The sequence below is a fragment of the Maribacter taeanensis genome, assembly GCF_047345145.1.
Lineage (GTDB): Bacteria > Bacteroidota > Bacteroidia > Flavobacteriales > Flavobacteriaceae > Maribacter_C.
In genome coordinates this window covers 346,126-361,681 of the sequence record NZ_JBLFER010000004.1, presented here as the reverse complement: position 1 = coordinate 361,681, position 15,556 = coordinate 346,126, and the positions used below count along the sequence as shown (strand labels likewise).

The 15,556-nt window shown below is 36.2% G+C and carries 20 protein-coding genes; 10 read left to right on the top strand and 10 right to left on the bottom strand.

Going from position 1 to position 15,556, the window contains the following annotated elements:
- Positions 1 to 32: 32 nt before the first annotated feature.
- From ACKWCD_RS14920 to ACKWCD_RS14905, 4 genes are read left to right on the top strand one after another with little or no spacing between them, the layout of a single operon-like run.
- On the top strand, positions 33 to 551 hold the full coding sequence (locus ACKWCD_RS14920) for a GNAT family N-acetyltransferase (protein ID WP_413984753.1): 519 nt from the start codon (positions 33 to 35) through the stop codon (positions 549 to 551).
- Positions 548 to 1,126: a Crp/Fnr family transcriptional regulator gene (locus tag ACKWCD_RS14915; protein ID WP_413984752.1), complete on the top strand. Its 579-nt coding sequence runs from the start codon at positions 548 to 550 to the stop codon at positions 1,124 to 1,126. The genes ACKWCD_RS14920 and ACKWCD_RS14915 overlap by 4 nt, the downstream gene beginning before the upstream one ends.
- A gap of 52 nt (positions 1,127 to 1,178) precedes the next feature.
- Positions 1,179 to 1,571, top strand: a complete 393-nt coding sequence (locus ACKWCD_RS14910) for a hypothetical protein (RefSeq protein WP_413984751.1) — start codon at positions 1,179 to 1,181, stop codon at positions 1,569 to 1,571.
- 35 nt (positions 1,572 to 1,606) lie between these two features.
- Entirely contained in the window at positions 1,607 to 2,182 is a 576-nt protein-coding gene (locus tag ACKWCD_RS14905; protein ID WP_413984750.1) for an NAD(P)H-dependent oxidoreductase, read from the top strand.
- 1 nt (position 2,183) lies between these two features.
- Here the strand turns inward: ACKWCD_RS14905 and ACKWCD_RS14900 are convergent, their stop codons facing one another.
- Positions 2,184 to 3,047, bottom strand: a complete 864-nt coding sequence (locus tag ACKWCD_RS14900; protein WP_413984749.1) for a zinc-ribbon domain-containing protein — start codon at positions 3,045 to 3,047, stop codon at positions 2,184 to 2,186.
- Positions 3,048 to 3,178: 131 nt separating this feature from the next.
- Here ACKWCD_RS14900 and ACKWCD_RS14895 point away from each other — a divergent pair, with 131 nt between their 5' ends.
- The 4 genes from ACKWCD_RS14895 to ACKWCD_RS14880 are packed head-to-tail and all read left to right on the top strand — an operon-like array spanning position 3,179 to position 6,353.
- Positions 3,179 to 3,769 (top strand): hypothetical protein, encoded by a 591-nt coding sequence (locus tag ACKWCD_RS14895; RefSeq protein ID WP_413984748.1) that lies wholly within the window; start codon positions 3,179 to 3,181, stop codon positions 3,767 to 3,769.
- A 9-nt stretch (positions 3,770 to 3,778) separates the two neighbouring features.
- Positions 3,779 to 5,047 carry a sterol desaturase family protein gene (locus ACKWCD_RS14890; protein ID WP_413984747.1) on the top strand — a complete coding sequence of 423 codons (1,269 nt, stop codon included), beginning with the start codon at positions 3,779 to 3,781 and terminating at the stop codon, positions 5,045 to 5,047.
- Between the two features lie 57 nt (positions 5,048 to 5,104).
- Positions 5,105 to 5,539 carry a hypothetical protein gene (locus tag ACKWCD_RS14885; RefSeq protein WP_413984746.1) on the top strand — a complete coding sequence of 145 codons (435 nt, stop codon included), beginning with the start codon at positions 5,105 to 5,107 and terminating at the stop codon, positions 5,537 to 5,539.
- Between the two features lie 52 nt (positions 5,540 to 5,591).
- Positions 5,592 to 6,353, top strand: a complete 762-nt coding sequence (locus ACKWCD_RS14880; RefSeq protein WP_413984745.1) for a creatininase family protein — start codon at positions 5,592 to 5,594, stop codon at positions 6,351 to 6,353.
- Positions 6,354 to 6,380: 27 nt separating this feature from the next.
- Here ACKWCD_RS14880 and ACKWCD_RS14875 read toward each other — a convergent pair whose 3' ends face one another.
- The 6 genes from ACKWCD_RS14875 to rsfS form a co-directional block, all read right to left on the bottom strand.
- The gene (locus ACKWCD_RS14875; RefSeq protein WP_413984744.1) at positions 6,381 to 6,647 is read right to left on the bottom strand and encodes an acyl-CoA-binding protein; all 267 of its coding nucleotides are present in this window, start codon (positions 6,645 to 6,647) and stop codon (positions 6,381 to 6,383) included.
- Positions 6,637 to 7,311 (bottom strand): phosphatidylserine decarboxylase family protein, encoded by a 675-nt coding sequence (locus tag ACKWCD_RS14870; RefSeq protein ID WP_413984743.1) that lies wholly within the window; start codon positions 7,309 to 7,311, stop codon positions 6,637 to 6,639. The genes ACKWCD_RS14875 and ACKWCD_RS14870 overlap by 11 nt, the downstream gene beginning before the upstream one ends.
- The gene (locus ACKWCD_RS14865) at positions 7,301 to 8,122 is read right to left on the bottom strand and encodes a phosphatidate cytidylyltransferase (protein ID WP_413984742.1); all 822 of its coding nucleotides are present in this window, start codon (positions 8,120 to 8,122) and stop codon (positions 7,301 to 7,303) included. Before ACKWCD_RS14865 ends, ACKWCD_RS14870 begins: the two co-directional genes overlap by 11 nt.
- Before the next feature lies 1 nt (position 8,123).
- Positions 8,124 to 8,735, bottom strand: coding sequence for an LUD domain-containing protein (locus ACKWCD_RS14860; RefSeq protein ID WP_413984741.1), 612 nt, complete (start codon positions 8,733 to 8,735; stop codon positions 8,124 to 8,126).
- Positions 8,736 to 8,810: 75 nt separating this feature from the next.
- A complete protein-coding gene (gene ftsH, locus ACKWCD_RS14855; protein WP_413984740.1) occupies positions 8,811 to 10,808 on the bottom strand; it encodes an ATP-dependent zinc metalloprotease FtsH in 1,998 nt (665 codons plus the stop codon).
- Between the two features lie 9 nt (positions 10,809 to 10,817).
- Entirely contained in the window at positions 10,818 to 11,195 is a 378-nt protein-coding gene (gene rsfS, locus ACKWCD_RS14850; protein WP_413984739.1) for a ribosome silencing factor, read from the bottom strand.
- 92 nt (positions 11,196 to 11,287) lie between these two features.
- Here rsfS and ACKWCD_RS14845 point away from each other — a divergent pair, with 92 nt between their 5' ends.
- The gene (locus ACKWCD_RS14845; RefSeq protein WP_413984738.1) at positions 11,288 to 12,019 is read left to right on the top strand and encodes a biotin--[acetyl-CoA-carboxylase] ligase; all 732 of its coding nucleotides are present in this window, start codon (positions 11,288 to 11,290) and stop codon (positions 12,017 to 12,019) included.
- Positions 12,020 to 12,111: 92 nt separating this feature from the next.
- On the opposite strand, the gene ACKWCD_RS14840 is transcribed toward ACKWCD_RS14845, so the two are convergent.
- Both ACKWCD_RS14840 and pyrE read right to left on the bottom strand, forming a co-directional pair.
- A complete protein-coding gene (locus tag ACKWCD_RS14840) occupies positions 12,112 to 12,504 on the bottom strand; it encodes an SRPBCC family protein (protein ID WP_413984737.1) in 393 nt (130 codons plus the stop codon).
- Between the two features lies 1 nt (position 12,505).
- Positions 12,506 to 13,147: an orotate phosphoribosyltransferase gene (gene pyrE, locus ACKWCD_RS14835; RefSeq protein WP_413984736.1), complete on the bottom strand. Its 642-nt coding sequence runs from the start codon at positions 13,145 to 13,147 to the stop codon at positions 12,506 to 12,508.
- Positions 13,148 to 13,154: 7 nt separating this feature from the next.
- Here pyrE and ACKWCD_RS14830 point away from each other — a divergent pair, with 7 nt between their 5' ends.
- Positions 13,155 to 13,742: an NUDIX hydrolase gene (locus tag ACKWCD_RS14830; RefSeq protein ID WP_413984735.1), complete on the top strand. Its 588-nt coding sequence runs from the start codon at positions 13,155 to 13,157 to the stop codon at positions 13,740 to 13,742.
- An 18-nt stretch (positions 13,743 to 13,760) separates the two neighbouring features.
- Here ACKWCD_RS14830 and ACKWCD_RS14825 read toward each other — a convergent pair whose 3' ends face one another.
- Positions 13,761 to 15,515: a M14 family metallopeptidase gene (locus tag ACKWCD_RS14825; RefSeq protein WP_413984734.1), complete on the bottom strand. Its 1,755-nt coding sequence runs from the start codon at positions 15,513 to 15,515 to the stop codon at positions 13,761 to 13,763.
- Positions 15,516 to 15,556 lie beyond the last annotated feature (41 nt).

The following is a 15,556-nucleotide window of genomic DNA, read 5'->3' as shown; positions in this document are numbered from 1 at the left end:
AACGAACAAATTTTACCACTTAAAAAAATAGCTTGAAAATTCAAAAGAGTATTGCGCGAGACATTCCTGAAATCTTCCGATTATATGGTTTAGCAACTGACTTTCAAAAATTAACTTTCCCAGAAAACACTTGGCCCACCTTTGAACGAGAACTTGTGGAAAGGGAGATTCAAGAGGAAAGACAATTTAAAATGATCATTGATGATCAAATTGCCTGTGTTTGGGCAGTAACTTTTTCAGATACTCAAATTTGGGAAGAGCGAGATAAAGACCCATCCATCTACATCCATAGAATTGCAACCAATCCTGATTTTCGTGGGCGACAATTTGTTAATGAGATTGTGAAGTGGGCACGGGGCTTTGCGAAATCCCACCAAAAAAAATTCATCCGTTTAGATACTTGTGGTAACAATCAAAAATTAATCAAACATTATACACATTGCGGATTTGATTTTTTGGGAATTGTACGCCTTAAAAACGCAGATGAACTCCCGAGCCATTATCAAGATACAGATGTATGCTTATTCGAAATCAAACTTTATAGAGTATGATGGATGAAATAATATCCTCTATTGCTGCACAATTTGGCACACTTTCTTCCGAAGCGAGAAATGATATCAAAAAGGTGGGGCAAATACGTGAAGTTGATAAAGGTGATATTTTGGTTAAAGAAGGTGAGTATTCATATGAACTATATTATGTAGCTAAAGGCGGCGCAAGAGCTTATTATCTAAAAGATGGTAAGACAATTACAGATTGGTTTGCCTTCGAGAACGATTTTATCTCTTCAATAGTCAGTTTTTTTCTTGCTGTGCCCAGTCAACATTATATTGAAGTACTAGAGGATTCAACTTTTATGGTATTGCAGCTTAAAGATATTGAAATGCTTTGCGATAAGTATCATGACTTTGAAAGATTGGCGCGAATGAGTACAACGAAAACAATGCTGCAGCTACAACAACGTATTGTATCCCTACAATTCAAGTCTTCTAAAGAAAGGTATGTTAGCTTGCTTGAAAAATATCCACAAATTGAATTGCGTGCCCCACTAGGTGATATTGCTTCCTACTTGGGTATTACGCAAGAGACCTTGAGCCGCATCCGAAATTCAAAAAACGGAATTTGATTTATATCAAAGGAAAGCTTCTTTTGCCCATTTACCTTTGGAAAAAAAGAAGATGAATACCATATTGATTATAGCCAATCTCTTAGTTTTATTCACTTTTATCATCCACACATTTGGGGGAGACAAAAACCTTAAAGCGATAGAACCAGAGCAGGATAGTCCAAAAAGGCTTCGAATATTCTGGACGATGAGTCGTGGTGCATTTCATATCGTTTCTATTGATTTCTTGTTTGCTACAATAGGTTTAGCGTTGATTAATTTTACCGATTATTTTCAAGAGTCAAAGCTTTTATTAAATCTGCTAGCACTTTATTTTCTGGGCTATGGAATTGCTTTTTTACTTACATTGATTATCTCCAAAAAGTTTTCGAATATTTATTTCAAGATGTGGCAGTGGTTACTAATGTTAGTTATTGCTGGACTCATTTACTGGGGTAATTCATGATTACATAATCTCAAAGAAATTAAAAAGTAAGATTTATGAAGATATTGCTTATCAACGGCCATCCAGATAAAGAAAGCTATAACTATGCTTTAGCGGCTGCGTACATGAAAGGTGCTAAAAATTCGGGTGCTGAGGTTCAGGAAATTAATATTGGGGAGTTGGACTTTAATCCCAATCTAGAATTCGGCTATCGCAAGCGTACTGAATTGGAACCTGATCTAGTAAAAGCACAAGAAAGCATCAAATGGGCCGACCATATTGTTTGGGTATATCCTGTTTGGTGGGGCTCGGTACCAGCATTAATGAAAGGGTTTTTAGATCGTGTATTGCTTCCCGGTTTTGCCTTTCAGAAACGAAAAGGGTCAGTTTGGTGGGATAAATACTTAATCGGAAAAACATCTCGCATCATATGCACCATGGATCAACCGACCTGGTATTACCGCTGGATTAATGCCAGACCGAGCCATATTGCAATGAAAAAGTTGACGATGAACTTTATCGGAATTAAAAAAGTAAGTATTACTTCGATTGGTCCTTTGCGACTTTCAAAAGATGAATTCCGGCAAAAGTGGCTGGCAAAAGTAGAAAAGTTAGGTTTTCAAAATCGATAGGCTAATCTATGGGTATGGAGTCTGATTTTGCTTCGATGATTTCTTTTATTTCTGTAGAATCTCTTGCTATTTCCTTTTCACCGTAAAACGGCAAAAGTTTATATTTATCGGCAAATCTACCCCCTAAATCGGAGTCGGTGGGTGTTTTTACAAGAACGGTGTTCCATTTCCCCTCAACACCAATATAGTATTCGCTAATACTATCTAAAGCAGGCATAGCTGCAAGACAATCCTCGACCACATTGATAACTATTTTTCTATCTGAAGGTTCGACTTCTTTGATATTTCGAATGCGTAAAAGTACCAGTAATTTCTGCTCATTTATTCTGGTAAAGTATTGAATTTTGTCTGTGTTCAATCCGCTTTCAATATCATAGTCAACACATTCTTTTAATGCTAAGGTGAGGGAAGCTTTTTCACCAGTCATTATAGCTGTGGTTTTCTTAAAATCGGCATCTAAGTAGTCTTTTCGCGCATCTTTTTCTAATGCGGATTCGTTTCTTAAATCATCTCCAAAATAGACACCGTAGATCGAAATACTAAATACTATTAAGAAAAATCCGGTAATAAGCATGCAGCCGCAACCCTGCCATATGGGTCTTTTTGCAGGATTGGTTTCGTTTTCTCTATCTAAAGCAGCATTCATATCCTTTGTGAATTCATGCTTCGAATAACTCTTTCTGCAATGAGAGCATTCCGCTACATGCGTCTTGAATAAAGGAATAATTGGGATAAAGAAAAAGTGAAAATATTTAGAGAATGTTGAAACGGTAAACGAATCTTTTGTTTCACAGTGCGGGCATGTAGTTCTCTTTAGTTTGCGTTCTTTTATTTTTGAAGCTCGGCTGCCAAAAAAGAAAATCATAAGGTTGGTTTTAAAGTCTAAATATAATTAACTAATAATCAATAAGTAATATTGTCAAAATTAAGGAGTGTATTTGATTGTTGAATCCCTTTTTTCAGGGAATTTGCTATCTTTAGGAAAATTAAGATGTCATGAAAAATCTACTTTTAGTCAGTTTAGTCTTATCCATATTTTCAGCTTGTGCTCAAGAGGAAAAGCCTGAAATTATGTCAAAAGAAATCCAGATAAAGACTGCGGTATTACCCGCTCCTGAAGAGAAAAAAGAGGGCGCAATGGTTTACGGTTATAATGAAGATGGAGAGGTTATAGTTTTACGAGAGGGAACAAATGATCTGGTATGTGTTGCCGACAATCCTTATAATAAAGGTATTCAGGCTTCTTGTTATTTTAAGGAATTAGAACCTTTTATGAAAAGAGGCCGTCAACTTCAAAAGGAAGGAAAGGAAACCATGGAAGTTAGAAAAATACGAGGCGAAGAAGTTGCAGCAGGAACCCTTAAAATGCCCGAAACACCGAGTATGATGTACATTTTCTACGGAAGCGAAGAAACCTATGATAAAACCAAAGCGACTTTAGGAGATGGCCAGTTTAGATATGTAATTTATACTCCCTTTGCCACTGCAGAATCTACAGGATTACCTTTGAAACCTCACGCTAAGGGAATGCCATGGTTGATGGACCCTGGAACACATCGCGCTCATATTATGGTGGGGCCGAATTAATTTTACTTTATGGAAACCTACGCGAAAGCTCTATTATACGCCATTCCTTTTTTTATGCTCCTTTTGGCGGCGGAAATCTTGTATGGATATTTTGTTAAAAATCAGAAATACAAGGTGATGGATACGGTCTCGAGCATTAGCTCTGGCTTTACCAACATTTTAAAAGATTCTTTGGGATTGGGAATAATTTTGGTAACCTATCCGTATTTGGTTGATAATTTGGCTTTGATGGAAATTGAAGCGAACTGGTTAGTTTGGTTGGTAGCTTTTATCGCTATTGATTTTGCCGGATATTGGAATCACCGTTTAAGTCATAAAATCAATTTTTTTTGGAATCAACATGTAATTCATCATAGTAGTGAAGAATTTAATTTGGCCTGTGCGCTAAGACAATCGGTTTCTAATTTGTTAGGTTATTTCCCTTTTTTGCTCATTCCTGCTGCCTTAGTAGGCGTGCCCAATGAAGTGATTGCTATTTTGGCTCCTATTCATTTGTTTGCCCAATTTTGGTACCATACACAGCATATTGGAAAGTTGGGATGGTTAGAATATTTTATTATTACTCCCTCTCAACATCGGGTGCATCATGCAATTAACCCAGAATACATCGATAAGAATTTAGGACAGATCCTTTCCGTTTGGGATAGAATATTTGGCACCTTCCAAGAAGAACTCGATGAAGTTTCGCCGCAATATGGTGTTTTAAAACCCGCCGCAACTTGGAACCCCGTACTCATCAATTTTCAGCATATTTGGCGACTTATCAAAGACGCCTGGCGCACCAATAGTTTTTGGGATAAAATACGCATTTGGTTTATGCCCACGGGTTGGCGCCCTGCCGATGTAAAAGAGAAATACCCAATTTCCATTATTGAAGATGTGTATCAATTTGAGCGGTATAAAACACCAAGTTCGAAAGCTTTGAATGGTTATTCGATTTTTCAGCTGTTCGCAACTTTGGGATTCTTGTTATTTATGTTTTACAACTATTCGAATATTGGGTTTGACGGTTTGTTGATTTTTGGAGCTTTTGTTTTTATTGGTATCTATGGATATACGACCTTAATGGACCGAACGAATTATGCCGTTTGGATAGAAGTATGTAGAGGATTGGCCGGACTGGCTTTAATTTTTGTAACCAAAGATTGGTTTGGTATAAACGACTATATCGCTTCCGGAAGTCTTTTTGTCATTGCCTATTTTGTAATTACCATTTGTGCAGGAATATACTTCACATACTTTGAAAAGGATGAAGTGAATACCCAAGTGGCGGTCTAGCTAATTATTAATATGAACCTTGATTTCTTCGAAATACATACATCGAAACTCCGTTACATGAAAAAGTATGCCCTTATTTCATTTCTAATTTTGTCTTTTTTCGGATTATCTGCTCAAGATAGTGCCAATATTGCCATAGAGAGTTCATTAGTCGGAGAACATATGTTCGGAGTCCAGTTTATATGGGATGGCTACGGTTCGGCAGAAATATCAAGAAACGAGCAGGGGGAACTTATCATAAAAGGAGAACAGTATTCTAGCAACAAAGAAGAATATGTTTTGTTGGATGGAAAGGTTACTATACTGGATGAAAAGAATTTCAAGATTACAGGACATTTAAAACTTTTCACGGAAGGCTGCTGCGGACTTTTAGATAGAGATGTCTCATACACCTTCCGAAAAACTGGAAGCCGCAAGTACTGGCGATTAAAAGAACGCGAAGATCTTTGTAGTCAATATACCTGCGCCTATTATCTGGATATTTTCGAATAAACCTTCAAATCTCCTAACGACTTCTTAAGTTTGTGTATCAAACATAAAACCTATGAGACCGTACATTCTTGCAGAAACAAATTGGGAAACTCTTAAAGATGCTAAATTCGATTTAGCCATTTTACCTTGGGGTGCAACCGAAGCCCATAACTATCATTTACCTTATGCCACCGATAATATACAGGCAGATCATATGGTCGCTGAATCTGCAAAAGTGGCTTGGGAAAAAGGAGGAAAGGTTATCGTGCTGCCAACAATTCCATTTGGGGTGAACACAGGTCAATCGGATATTTATTTAGATATAAATCTGAATCCAAGTACCCAATTGGCAATGTTAACAGATATCGTTGAAGTTTTGAATCGCCAAGGTATATACAAACTGCTAATACATAACGGGCACGGTGGAAATAATTTTAAGCCTTTAATTCGAGAGTTGGGACTAAAGTTTCCAAAGATGTTTATCAGCCTATCTTTTTTCCCTGGAGCTCTTGATAAGTATTCTTATTTTGAGGAAAAAGGTGATCACGCAGACGAGATGGAGACGAGCCTCATGTTATATTTAAGACCCGATTTGGTTTTACCAAAGGATAAATGGGGTGATGGAAAAGACAAAAAATATAAAATCAAAGCCTTCTCTGAAGGTTGGATGTGGGCCGAGCGTAAATGGTCAGAAATTAGCAAAGATACTGGGGTCGGAAATCCACATAAATCTACTGCTGAGAAAGGAGAACATTTTTTTAGAGATCTGACGCAAAAAATGGGAGGATTATTTTATGAAATCTGCAATGCAGATGTTGATGACCTTTATGAATAGCTAAGGGTAACGATTGAACTCTGAAAGCTATTGACCAGTTTTGATCTCCTTTTTCACCAATTTCACATACTCCTTCATAGCTTTTTCACGACCAATATTCTTTGCTTGAATAAGCGCATTTGCTTTGAAAGCATTAATTAAAGGAGTCGTGCTGCCAGGATGATTCTGATTTTTATTTGCTATTTTATAGTAGGCGTACAGCTTTAAGAGTAAATCTGCAGGTAAGGGTTTCCTATAGCTATTCACATATTCGACAGCTGCTTTGAAATCCGTATTTATTTTTTCACTCTTCATTCTCTTTTTTAGTCACGCAGGCTGCGATACAAGTTTTTGCACCGACTACTTTTTGATCTAGTTTTACTGCGATAGCACAATCTAAAGGTAAGAATAAGTCTACTCTAGAGCCAAATTTAATAAACCCTGCATCCTCCCCCTGTTGAACGCTCTCACCTTCTTCGGCATAATTTACTATTCTTCGAGCCATTGCTCCTGCTATTTGGCGATATAATATCTCACCAAATTTCGGAGTATTGATAACTACTGTGGTTCTTTCGTTATCTGTGCTTGATTTTGGATGCCAAGCTACCAAATATTTACCTGGATGGTATTTTGAATATTTAATGGTTCCGCTCGCGGGATAACGCGTTACATGCACATTAATTGGGGACATAAAAATAGAAACTTGTCGACGTCTATCTTTAAAGTATTCTGTCTCTTCTACTTCTTCAATAACCACCACTTTACCATCTACAGGCGCTAATAACTCGTCAAAATCAAGCTTAACAGTGCGCTTTGGGTTTCTGAAAAATTGAAGAATAAGAACAAGAATTACTATGCTTCCTATTTGCAAAGTCCATTTTAGCCATAAGATGTCAATGTAATATTGAGCAATCAATACTATAGCGCAGACTATAAAAAAGGTGGTTAAAATTATTTTTTGACCCTCCCTATGAAACATATGAAAAAATATTTAAGGTTAAATATGCAAATGGTGCTGCAAAAACAAGGCTGTCTAGACGATCCAACATCCCACCGTGACCTGGCAGAATTGCACCGCTATCCTTTACCCCAGCAGTTCTTTTAAATTTTGACTCAACCAAATCACCAATGCTTCCTGCTATAACTATTACACCAGCTAAAATCATCCATTGTATGGGATTGATAATTGATTCGTATTGCCCCATAATATAAGCAGCACCTAAGGCAAAGATAAATCCTCCTAAGGTACCTTCAATGGTTTTTTTTGGAGAAACGGCAGAATATAATTTAGTTCGCCCTATTGCAGTTCCTACTAAATAAGCAAAAGTATCATTAACCCAGATCAGTATAAAAATACCCATAATCAAGAGTTTCGCAAACTCATTGTCTTTATATGGAATCATAGTAAGAAAAATGCACCCTCCTCCGATATAAAAGAGACCTATGATAAATTTTTGAAGTGTGTTAAAGAGTTTTTCTTTTTTTGAAAACAAATATGTTATCAGCGCAAAGTTGATGGTAAGTGTTAGGAACATCAAAATGTTAATGAGCACCTTGTCGTTAACAAAGACCTGATCAGGTACCAAGTAGATGAAAACCCACCATAATGCAAGGTAAGCTATGAAAATGTGATATCCTTTGAGTTGAACTAGGCGCTTGTACTCATAAAGGCAAGCCAATCCGAAGGTCATAAATAGAAAATCAAAAGCATCTGAATTAAGGAAAACAGCCGATAATAGTAGAATAATGTATACTGCTCCAGTTATCGCACGCCTTAGAACTTCTTTCATCCTATAAATCTTCCAAAAGTAAAAGATAAAGGTTTTTTGAACTGCTTCCGTACGTTAAGAAATCATCTGAATTCTCCTCATTTGCCTGAAAATGTTTTAGAGTGGTAATGTTGGCAGGAATGCTATGTCCATACTTCTTCTTAATCTTTTTGAGACCTTCACCAATAGATTCTACTAATTGACTAGTGGTGGCAAAAACGATAACATTAGAGGGAATTTCATGTAATTTCTTCTCATTTAACTGATTTGAACATACTAAAATGGAACCATTTTGAGCAATTAGATGTTCGCAAGTGGTAAAAAATACCTCGCTCTCTTTGGCATTTTTTGTGAAGATTACGCCTTCTTTTGAAAATTTTTCCTCAAGGGCATTATTCATAATGAAGAAGGGGTGTTTTTGCCAGCTATTCTCATCAAGTATATTTTTAATGGCTTGAGAAATTTCTGTTGAGGAATCACAGTATAAAAATTTACCTCCATTTTTCCTGAAGTGAATGGTAAATTTTTCATCGATGGGAATATTCAAATCAGGCATATGTTGCCCACGAGTTTCCGCTGTTTCTTTGGAAACTTTCTTTTTACCACCCCCAAATAATTTATCAAATAATCCCATTAATGGTATTACTAAGGCTAATATTATTTTTCGATACTTACTTGAAAAACGTTAAAGGTAATTATTTATTTTCCTTTATATCTCTTGAGAGGTAATGTCCTCATCCATATCAGCTGCTGTTCTTTCGGTGATTGCTTCACCATTCTCACTAAATTCTTCTTCACCGGCAAAAGGTCTTTTTCCGAATATTTTTTCAAGATCCTCTTTAAATATGACCTCCTTCTCAAGTAACCTTTCTGCTAAAGTAGTAAGCTTATCTTTGTGTTCAGTTAATACTTGAATAGCTCTTTGATATTGGGCTTCAATAATTTTTGAGATTTCTTGATCAATTTTTTGAGCAGTTTCTTCACTGTATGGTTTTGAAAAACCATAAGAATCTTGACCTGAAGAATCATAATAGGTAAGATTACCTATTTCATCATTGAGTCCGTAAACGGTAACCATAGCTCTGGCTTGTTTCGTTACCTTTTCTAAATCACTTAAAGCACCCGTAGAAATTTTATTGAAAATCACTTTTTCGGCAGCTCTACCTCCAAGAGTGGCACACATTTCATCTAACATTTGCTCCGGACGAACAATTAGCCTTTCTTCTGGAAGATACCATGCTGCTCCTAAGGACTGTCCTCTAGGTACAATGGTTACTTTTACTAATGGCGCTGCATGCTCTAACATCCAACTTGTGGTAGCGTGACCTGCTTCATGGTAAGCGATAGTTTTTTTCTCACCTGGAGTGATAATTTTGTTTTTCTTTTCTAATCCACCAACAATTCTATCTACTGCATCAAGAAAATCTTGTTTGGTAACAGCCTTCTTTTCTTTCCTAGCAGCAATAAGTGCAGCTTCATTACAGACGTTGGCGATATCAGCTCCAGAGAATCCAGGAGTTTGTCTGGCTAAGAAATCTAAATCTAATGTTTCAGCAGTCTTAATAGGTCTTAAATGGACTTCAAAAATTTCCTTTCGTTCTCTAATATCTGGAAGGTCAACATAAATTTGTCTGTCAAATCGACCAGCACGCATAAGAGCTTTATCTAAAACATCTGCACGGTTGGTAGCCGCCAATACAATTACATTGGTGTTTGTTCCGAAACCATCCATCTCTGTTAAGAGCTGGTTTAACGTGTTTTCACGTTCATCGTTTGAACCTGTAAAGTTGTTTTTACCTCTTGCGCGACCAATAGCATCAATTTCATCGATAAAGATTATTGCGGGAGATTTGTCTTTTGCTTGTTTGAACAAGTCGCGAACTCTTGAAGCACCAACACCAACAAACATCTCAACAAAATCAGAACCTGATAATGAAAAGAAGGGTACTTTAGCTTCTCCGGCAACTGCCTTAGCCAAAAGAGTTTTACCTGTTCCAGGAGGTCCTACTAAAAGGGCCCCTTTCGGTATTTTACCGCCCAGAGAAGTGTATTTATCTGGATTTCTTAAGAACTCAACAATCTCTTCAACTTCTTCTTTAGCACCTTCTAATCCGGCTACATCTTTGAATGAAGTTCTTGTATCGGTTTTTTCGTCAAAGAGTTTAGCTTTTGATTTTCCAATATTGAAAATCTGTCCTCCAGCGCCGCCACCGCCACCGCCTGACATTCTGCGCATTAAGAAAATCCAAATACCGATTATTAGAACAAAGGGTAAAATATTTATTAAAATATTGACAAGGACGTTGTCATCTGTGTCAAATTTTACAATGGTATCAAGGTTATTTTCGCTCTTTATTTTTTTGATATCGTCCTCAAAGTTTTTCTGATCTCCAAACTTGACATTATACTGAGGAGCGTTTGAGTTTAAAAAAGCAGGTTTTCCTGATACATCTTTGTGTACTTCTTTGGCAAGTGCTTCCTGAGTAAGGAAGATTTTCGCTTGTCTCGCATTATTGATTACTAAAATTTTATCAACATCACCATTTCTTAAAAACTCGTGCAATTCTGAGGTTGTAGTTTCAGAGGTATTACTAAAACTGCTGCTTCCTACAAATTGAAAACCAATCAATAAGATTGCAATTAATCCATAAATCCACCATGAGTTGAATTTAGGTTTCTTTGGATTTGTATTATTATCTTTTGCCATTATATTTTTTTACTGATTTATGCTACTTTCTATTTCGGTGAACTTTGCATCTCCCCAAAGACCTTCAATGTCATAGAATTCTCTTATTTGTTTTTGGAAGACATGAACTACTACATTAACGTAATCCATTAAAACCCATTCGGAATTGTCTTGACCTTCTATATGCCAAGGTTTATCTTTTATAGCTTTGCTAACTGTTTTTTGGATTGATCCGACGATGGCGTTCACTTGCGTATTCGAAGTACCATTACAAATAATAAAGTAGTCACAAACGGTGTTTTCAATTTCCCTTAAATCAAGTAAAATAATGTCATGTCCTTTTACATCTTCAATTCCCTGTAAAATTAATGCTATCAACTCGTCTGCGCTAGCTTTTCCTTTCTGCATTCAAAATTATTAGATTATACAAAGTTATTATTTTTTTGTTCTTTTAACCCTAGTTTTTAAGAATACATTATACATTATTATTAGGGGTATAAATGCATATAGTCAAACTTGATGCCACGGACTCAACAAACCAATACTTAAAAGAGTTAATGTTCTCTCGAGAATTGGAAGATTTCACAATTGTCATTACTGATAAACAGTTGAATGGCAGAGGCCAAATGGGAGCCAAATGGGAAGCTGAACCCGGTAAAAACCTCACTTTGAGTGTTTTAAAGAAAAACAAAAATCTTGACATTTCAGATCAGTTTCTACTTAATATTTGTACTTCATTAGCCCTCATCGAAACCTTAAAAGGTTTGTCTATTACCGATTTAACTGTTAAATGGCCAAACGACATTCTGTCAGGCAATTTGAAAATTTGCGGTATTCTTATTGAGAATGTACTTTCTGGGAATCATATTCAAGCCTCAATACTAGGTATCGGCCTTAATGTGAACCAGCTAACATTCGATACCCTCTCTAACGTGTCATCGTTAAAATTGTTGTTAGGTAGAACGCTTAATCTTGAGGAGTTACTGCCTAAAATTATCGAGAATTTAAAATGGAGTTTTGCTGAATTAGAGAAGAAGAATTTCAAGGGGCTATGGGAAGCGTATGAAAGCAACTTGTTTAGAAAAGACAAACCTTCTACTTTTAAAAATAATCAAGGAGATTTATTTATGGGGTTTATAAGAAAAATTTCTTCTCAAGGTAGACTTGTGGTTGAGTTGGAAGACTCCGTTTTCAAGGAGTATGATTTAAAGGAAATACGATTGCTGTATTGATAAGGTCTTGCCCCAACACTAAAGGGTAGACTTTTTCTAAAACCTGAGTTGAATAAATTTTCACTCCCTTTAGCGTATGGAGTAAGGAAAATTTAAATCTTGCCTAAATTATCAGAAAGTGTACTTATGAAATTGGTGATTGGCGATTTAATCATCATAGCCATCATTGCATTGAATTCTCCATTAAAGCTTAATGTGATCTCAGACTTCACCTCTTCAACAGATTTAATATCAGCGGTTAAGGTAAAGGGCAACTTTTCACTTGCAGCCCCTAAAACCAATTGACTGAATTCGGTCTGATTTTTTCGTTCTAAAACGATTTCAGGCATACCTTTTAATGCAAAAAGGAAACGATTTTCATTTAAGACTTCAAATTTATCAATATTCTCAGGCATCAATTGCTCAAAGTTTTTGAGGTCCGTTAAGAACTCAAAAACTTCTTTTTCACTTTTATTAACTGAGGTGGTGGGAGATTCTATAAACATATTATTTTTTCCATTCGGATGGATTTGCTCTCCATTCCATTAAAGTATTCAATTGTTCTTCTTTAATATATCCAGATTCAGCAGCTCTATCCGCCAAATTACTATAATCGCTAAGCGTGTGTAAATCTAAATTTCTATCTTCAAAATTCTTTACAGCGGCATCAAAACCATACGTAAATATGGCAATCATCCCCTTGATATTGGCACCCTGCTTTTCTAAAGCATCTACCGCATTAAGACTACTTTTACCGGTGCTTATTAAATCTTCGATGACAACAACACTTTGGTTTTCTTCTAAACGGCCTTCTATCTGATTCTGTCTCCCATGAGATTTTGCTTCTGGTCTCACATAAATAAAGGGCAATCCTAAATATTCTGCTACCAATATTCCAATGCCAATAGCGCCTGTGGCAACACCTGCAATAACGTCAGGCTTGCCATAAAGAGCCTCGACTTGCTTGCCCATTTCTTCTCGAACATAATTTCTTATAGTAGGATAAGAGAGTATAATTCTATTATCGCAGTAAATCGGTGATTTCCATCCAGAGGCCCAAGTAAAAGGGTTTTCAGGTTCCAATTTAATTGCATTAATTTGTAAGAGAAGTTCGGCAGTTTTTTTTGCCGTGTCTTTGTTCAAAATCATACCGCAAATGTATAAAGTTTTTGTCAATGAGCGCCCTCTCATTTTAACAAATAAAGTGTCTGAAACGGCAAACGGCAAATATTTTTTATTAAACGGAGATGCAATTCAAGAAGCAATAGATGCCTTACGAAAGAAGAAACTAAAGGAAGCGTACATCTACCATCCGAACCACGAAGAAATCCTTAAAAAGTTTACTAATAAAATTCCCTTGGAAGTTGCTGCTGGGGGAGTGGTCACAAATAAAAAAGGCAAAGTGCTTTTTATTTACAGGAATGATAAATGGGATCTTCCGAAGGGAAAATTGGACAAAGGAGAATCTATTGAAGAATGTGCGTTGCGTGAAGTGGAAGAAGAAACAGGCGTAAAGAAACTTAAAATCGAAAACTTTCTTCAAACTACATATCACGTTTTCAAAAGAAATGGAACCTACAAGCTTAAAGAAGTACATTGGTATGCCATGAAAACTTCATACAAGGGTAAGCTTAAAGGACAGAAAAGTGAAGGTATTGAAAGAGTAAAATGGAAAGGCCCAAAAAAAATTGAGAAGGCCCTAAAGAATTCTTATATTAATATTAAAATTTTGTTTGGGCATTGATTCCTTTCTTACAGGTCATCATTTCTTCAAAACCCGATATACAGGATACTGCAAATGAGCTTCTTCATAATGTTTTGAACGTTTAAAAAGCCAGTTTAATTGAGCATACCAATTTTGAGCAAAGGCTTCATCTGTTTGTTTTTTGAGCTCGAAATATTCTTTTAACTCATCGTCTTCATTAAGCATTTGTAGGGCTTCATCTTCAAATACATACGGAGAAAAACCTTCTTTTTGTTGTAAAATAGCATCGAAGAAATTCCAATTAAAAAAAGAGTCTTTGGCTTCGGGCTCTAAGGTCTCCAATAAATACCGAATACCAATTTGGTCCGTGGGAATTAGAATATCTCCTTCCGAAAAAGTAATCATTTTAACAGTCCTTTCCACCTTGGTGTTATAATGCGGGTAATGCCCTTCATAAGGCCTTTGTTGTGTTTTATAATTGCCAATGCGATACGATTCGACCGTTACAGTACTATCTTCATCTAGAACTGAATATTCGATTTCATTTAGATCGAGTCGGGAGATAATTTTGTCCCACCCTTTTTTGATGATGTAAGCTTCTGGAATTTCAACCGAATCTGTTGGCTTGAAATAATTTTGATAGGCTACCTCTTTTGTGAAAGGTCGCGTTCTATCATATTTTAATCGATTTAAGCCTGTCACTTCACTTATTAAAGTATCAGCTTCAAAGCCTTTGAAATTTAGAGTAGAGGACTTTGTGGTATCAATTGCCCATGTAACGGGATAGTGCTTCCAGTCTAGATGGCGAGTACTAGCATTTTTACGAAGTTCTTTTATTTTGCGTCCATCTTTTTCGGCAATGGCAATCATTTTGTTCATTAGGTGATAGGTACCCTCAACTCTTTGTTTGTATGGTTTCAGCATATGAGTTTCTACCATCATGCCAAGGGTGTTCCATAGGGTGGTATATCCCGTAGAATATCTTGGGTAATCCATAAATTGGGAAAAACCTTTTTCAGGCACTGAGTTGAATACATTTACATACGGAGTGATATCCCATTCCATATCTGCAAGACTTTTTTCCAGTTGAGGCATCATTTCTGCATTTAAATATTCACCTAGTTCTCCACCTAACTTATTATGTTGAGTAAAAAGATGGGTCAAGGTATATTGATAGTCAGCCCCATTGCTAACATGGTTGTCAATGAATATATCAGGATTTGTCAAATGAAAAATCTGGGAAAAGGTTTTCGCATTTTTGGTGTCAGCTTTTATAAAATCGCGGTTCAAATCATAATTCTGAGTATTCCCACGAAAGCCATATGATTTAGGTCCGTTTTGATTTGCTCGAGTGGTACTATTCCGATTCAAAGCGCCTCCAACATTATAAATAGGAATGGTAACCAAAACAGTATTCTTAGGTGGCTTAATCTTGCCTATGGCTAAATCTCTATAAAGAAGCATTGTTGCATCGATACCATCGCTTTCGCCCGGGTGTATACCATTATTTATTAAAATAATGGTCTTTTCCTCTGCTATTTTTTTAAGATTGAAATCACCATCAATATTAAAAGTAACCATGTGTAAAGGATTTCCACTATCGGTATCTCCAATGGTTTGAATATTAATTTCAGGGAATTCTTTTGCAAGTTGGATGTAGAAATTGATAACCTGTAAATAAGTAGCAGTTTCTGATCCATTGCTTGTCTCGAAATGGGTGGGAAAACTTATATTTTCATCTTCCATTTCTGTCTCACATGCGACCAAAAAGAAAAGAGATAGTATTGCTAAAACAAATTTTGTAGCTTTCATCTAGATACGTTACATAAATAATTAAGCAACGTAAAACTAAG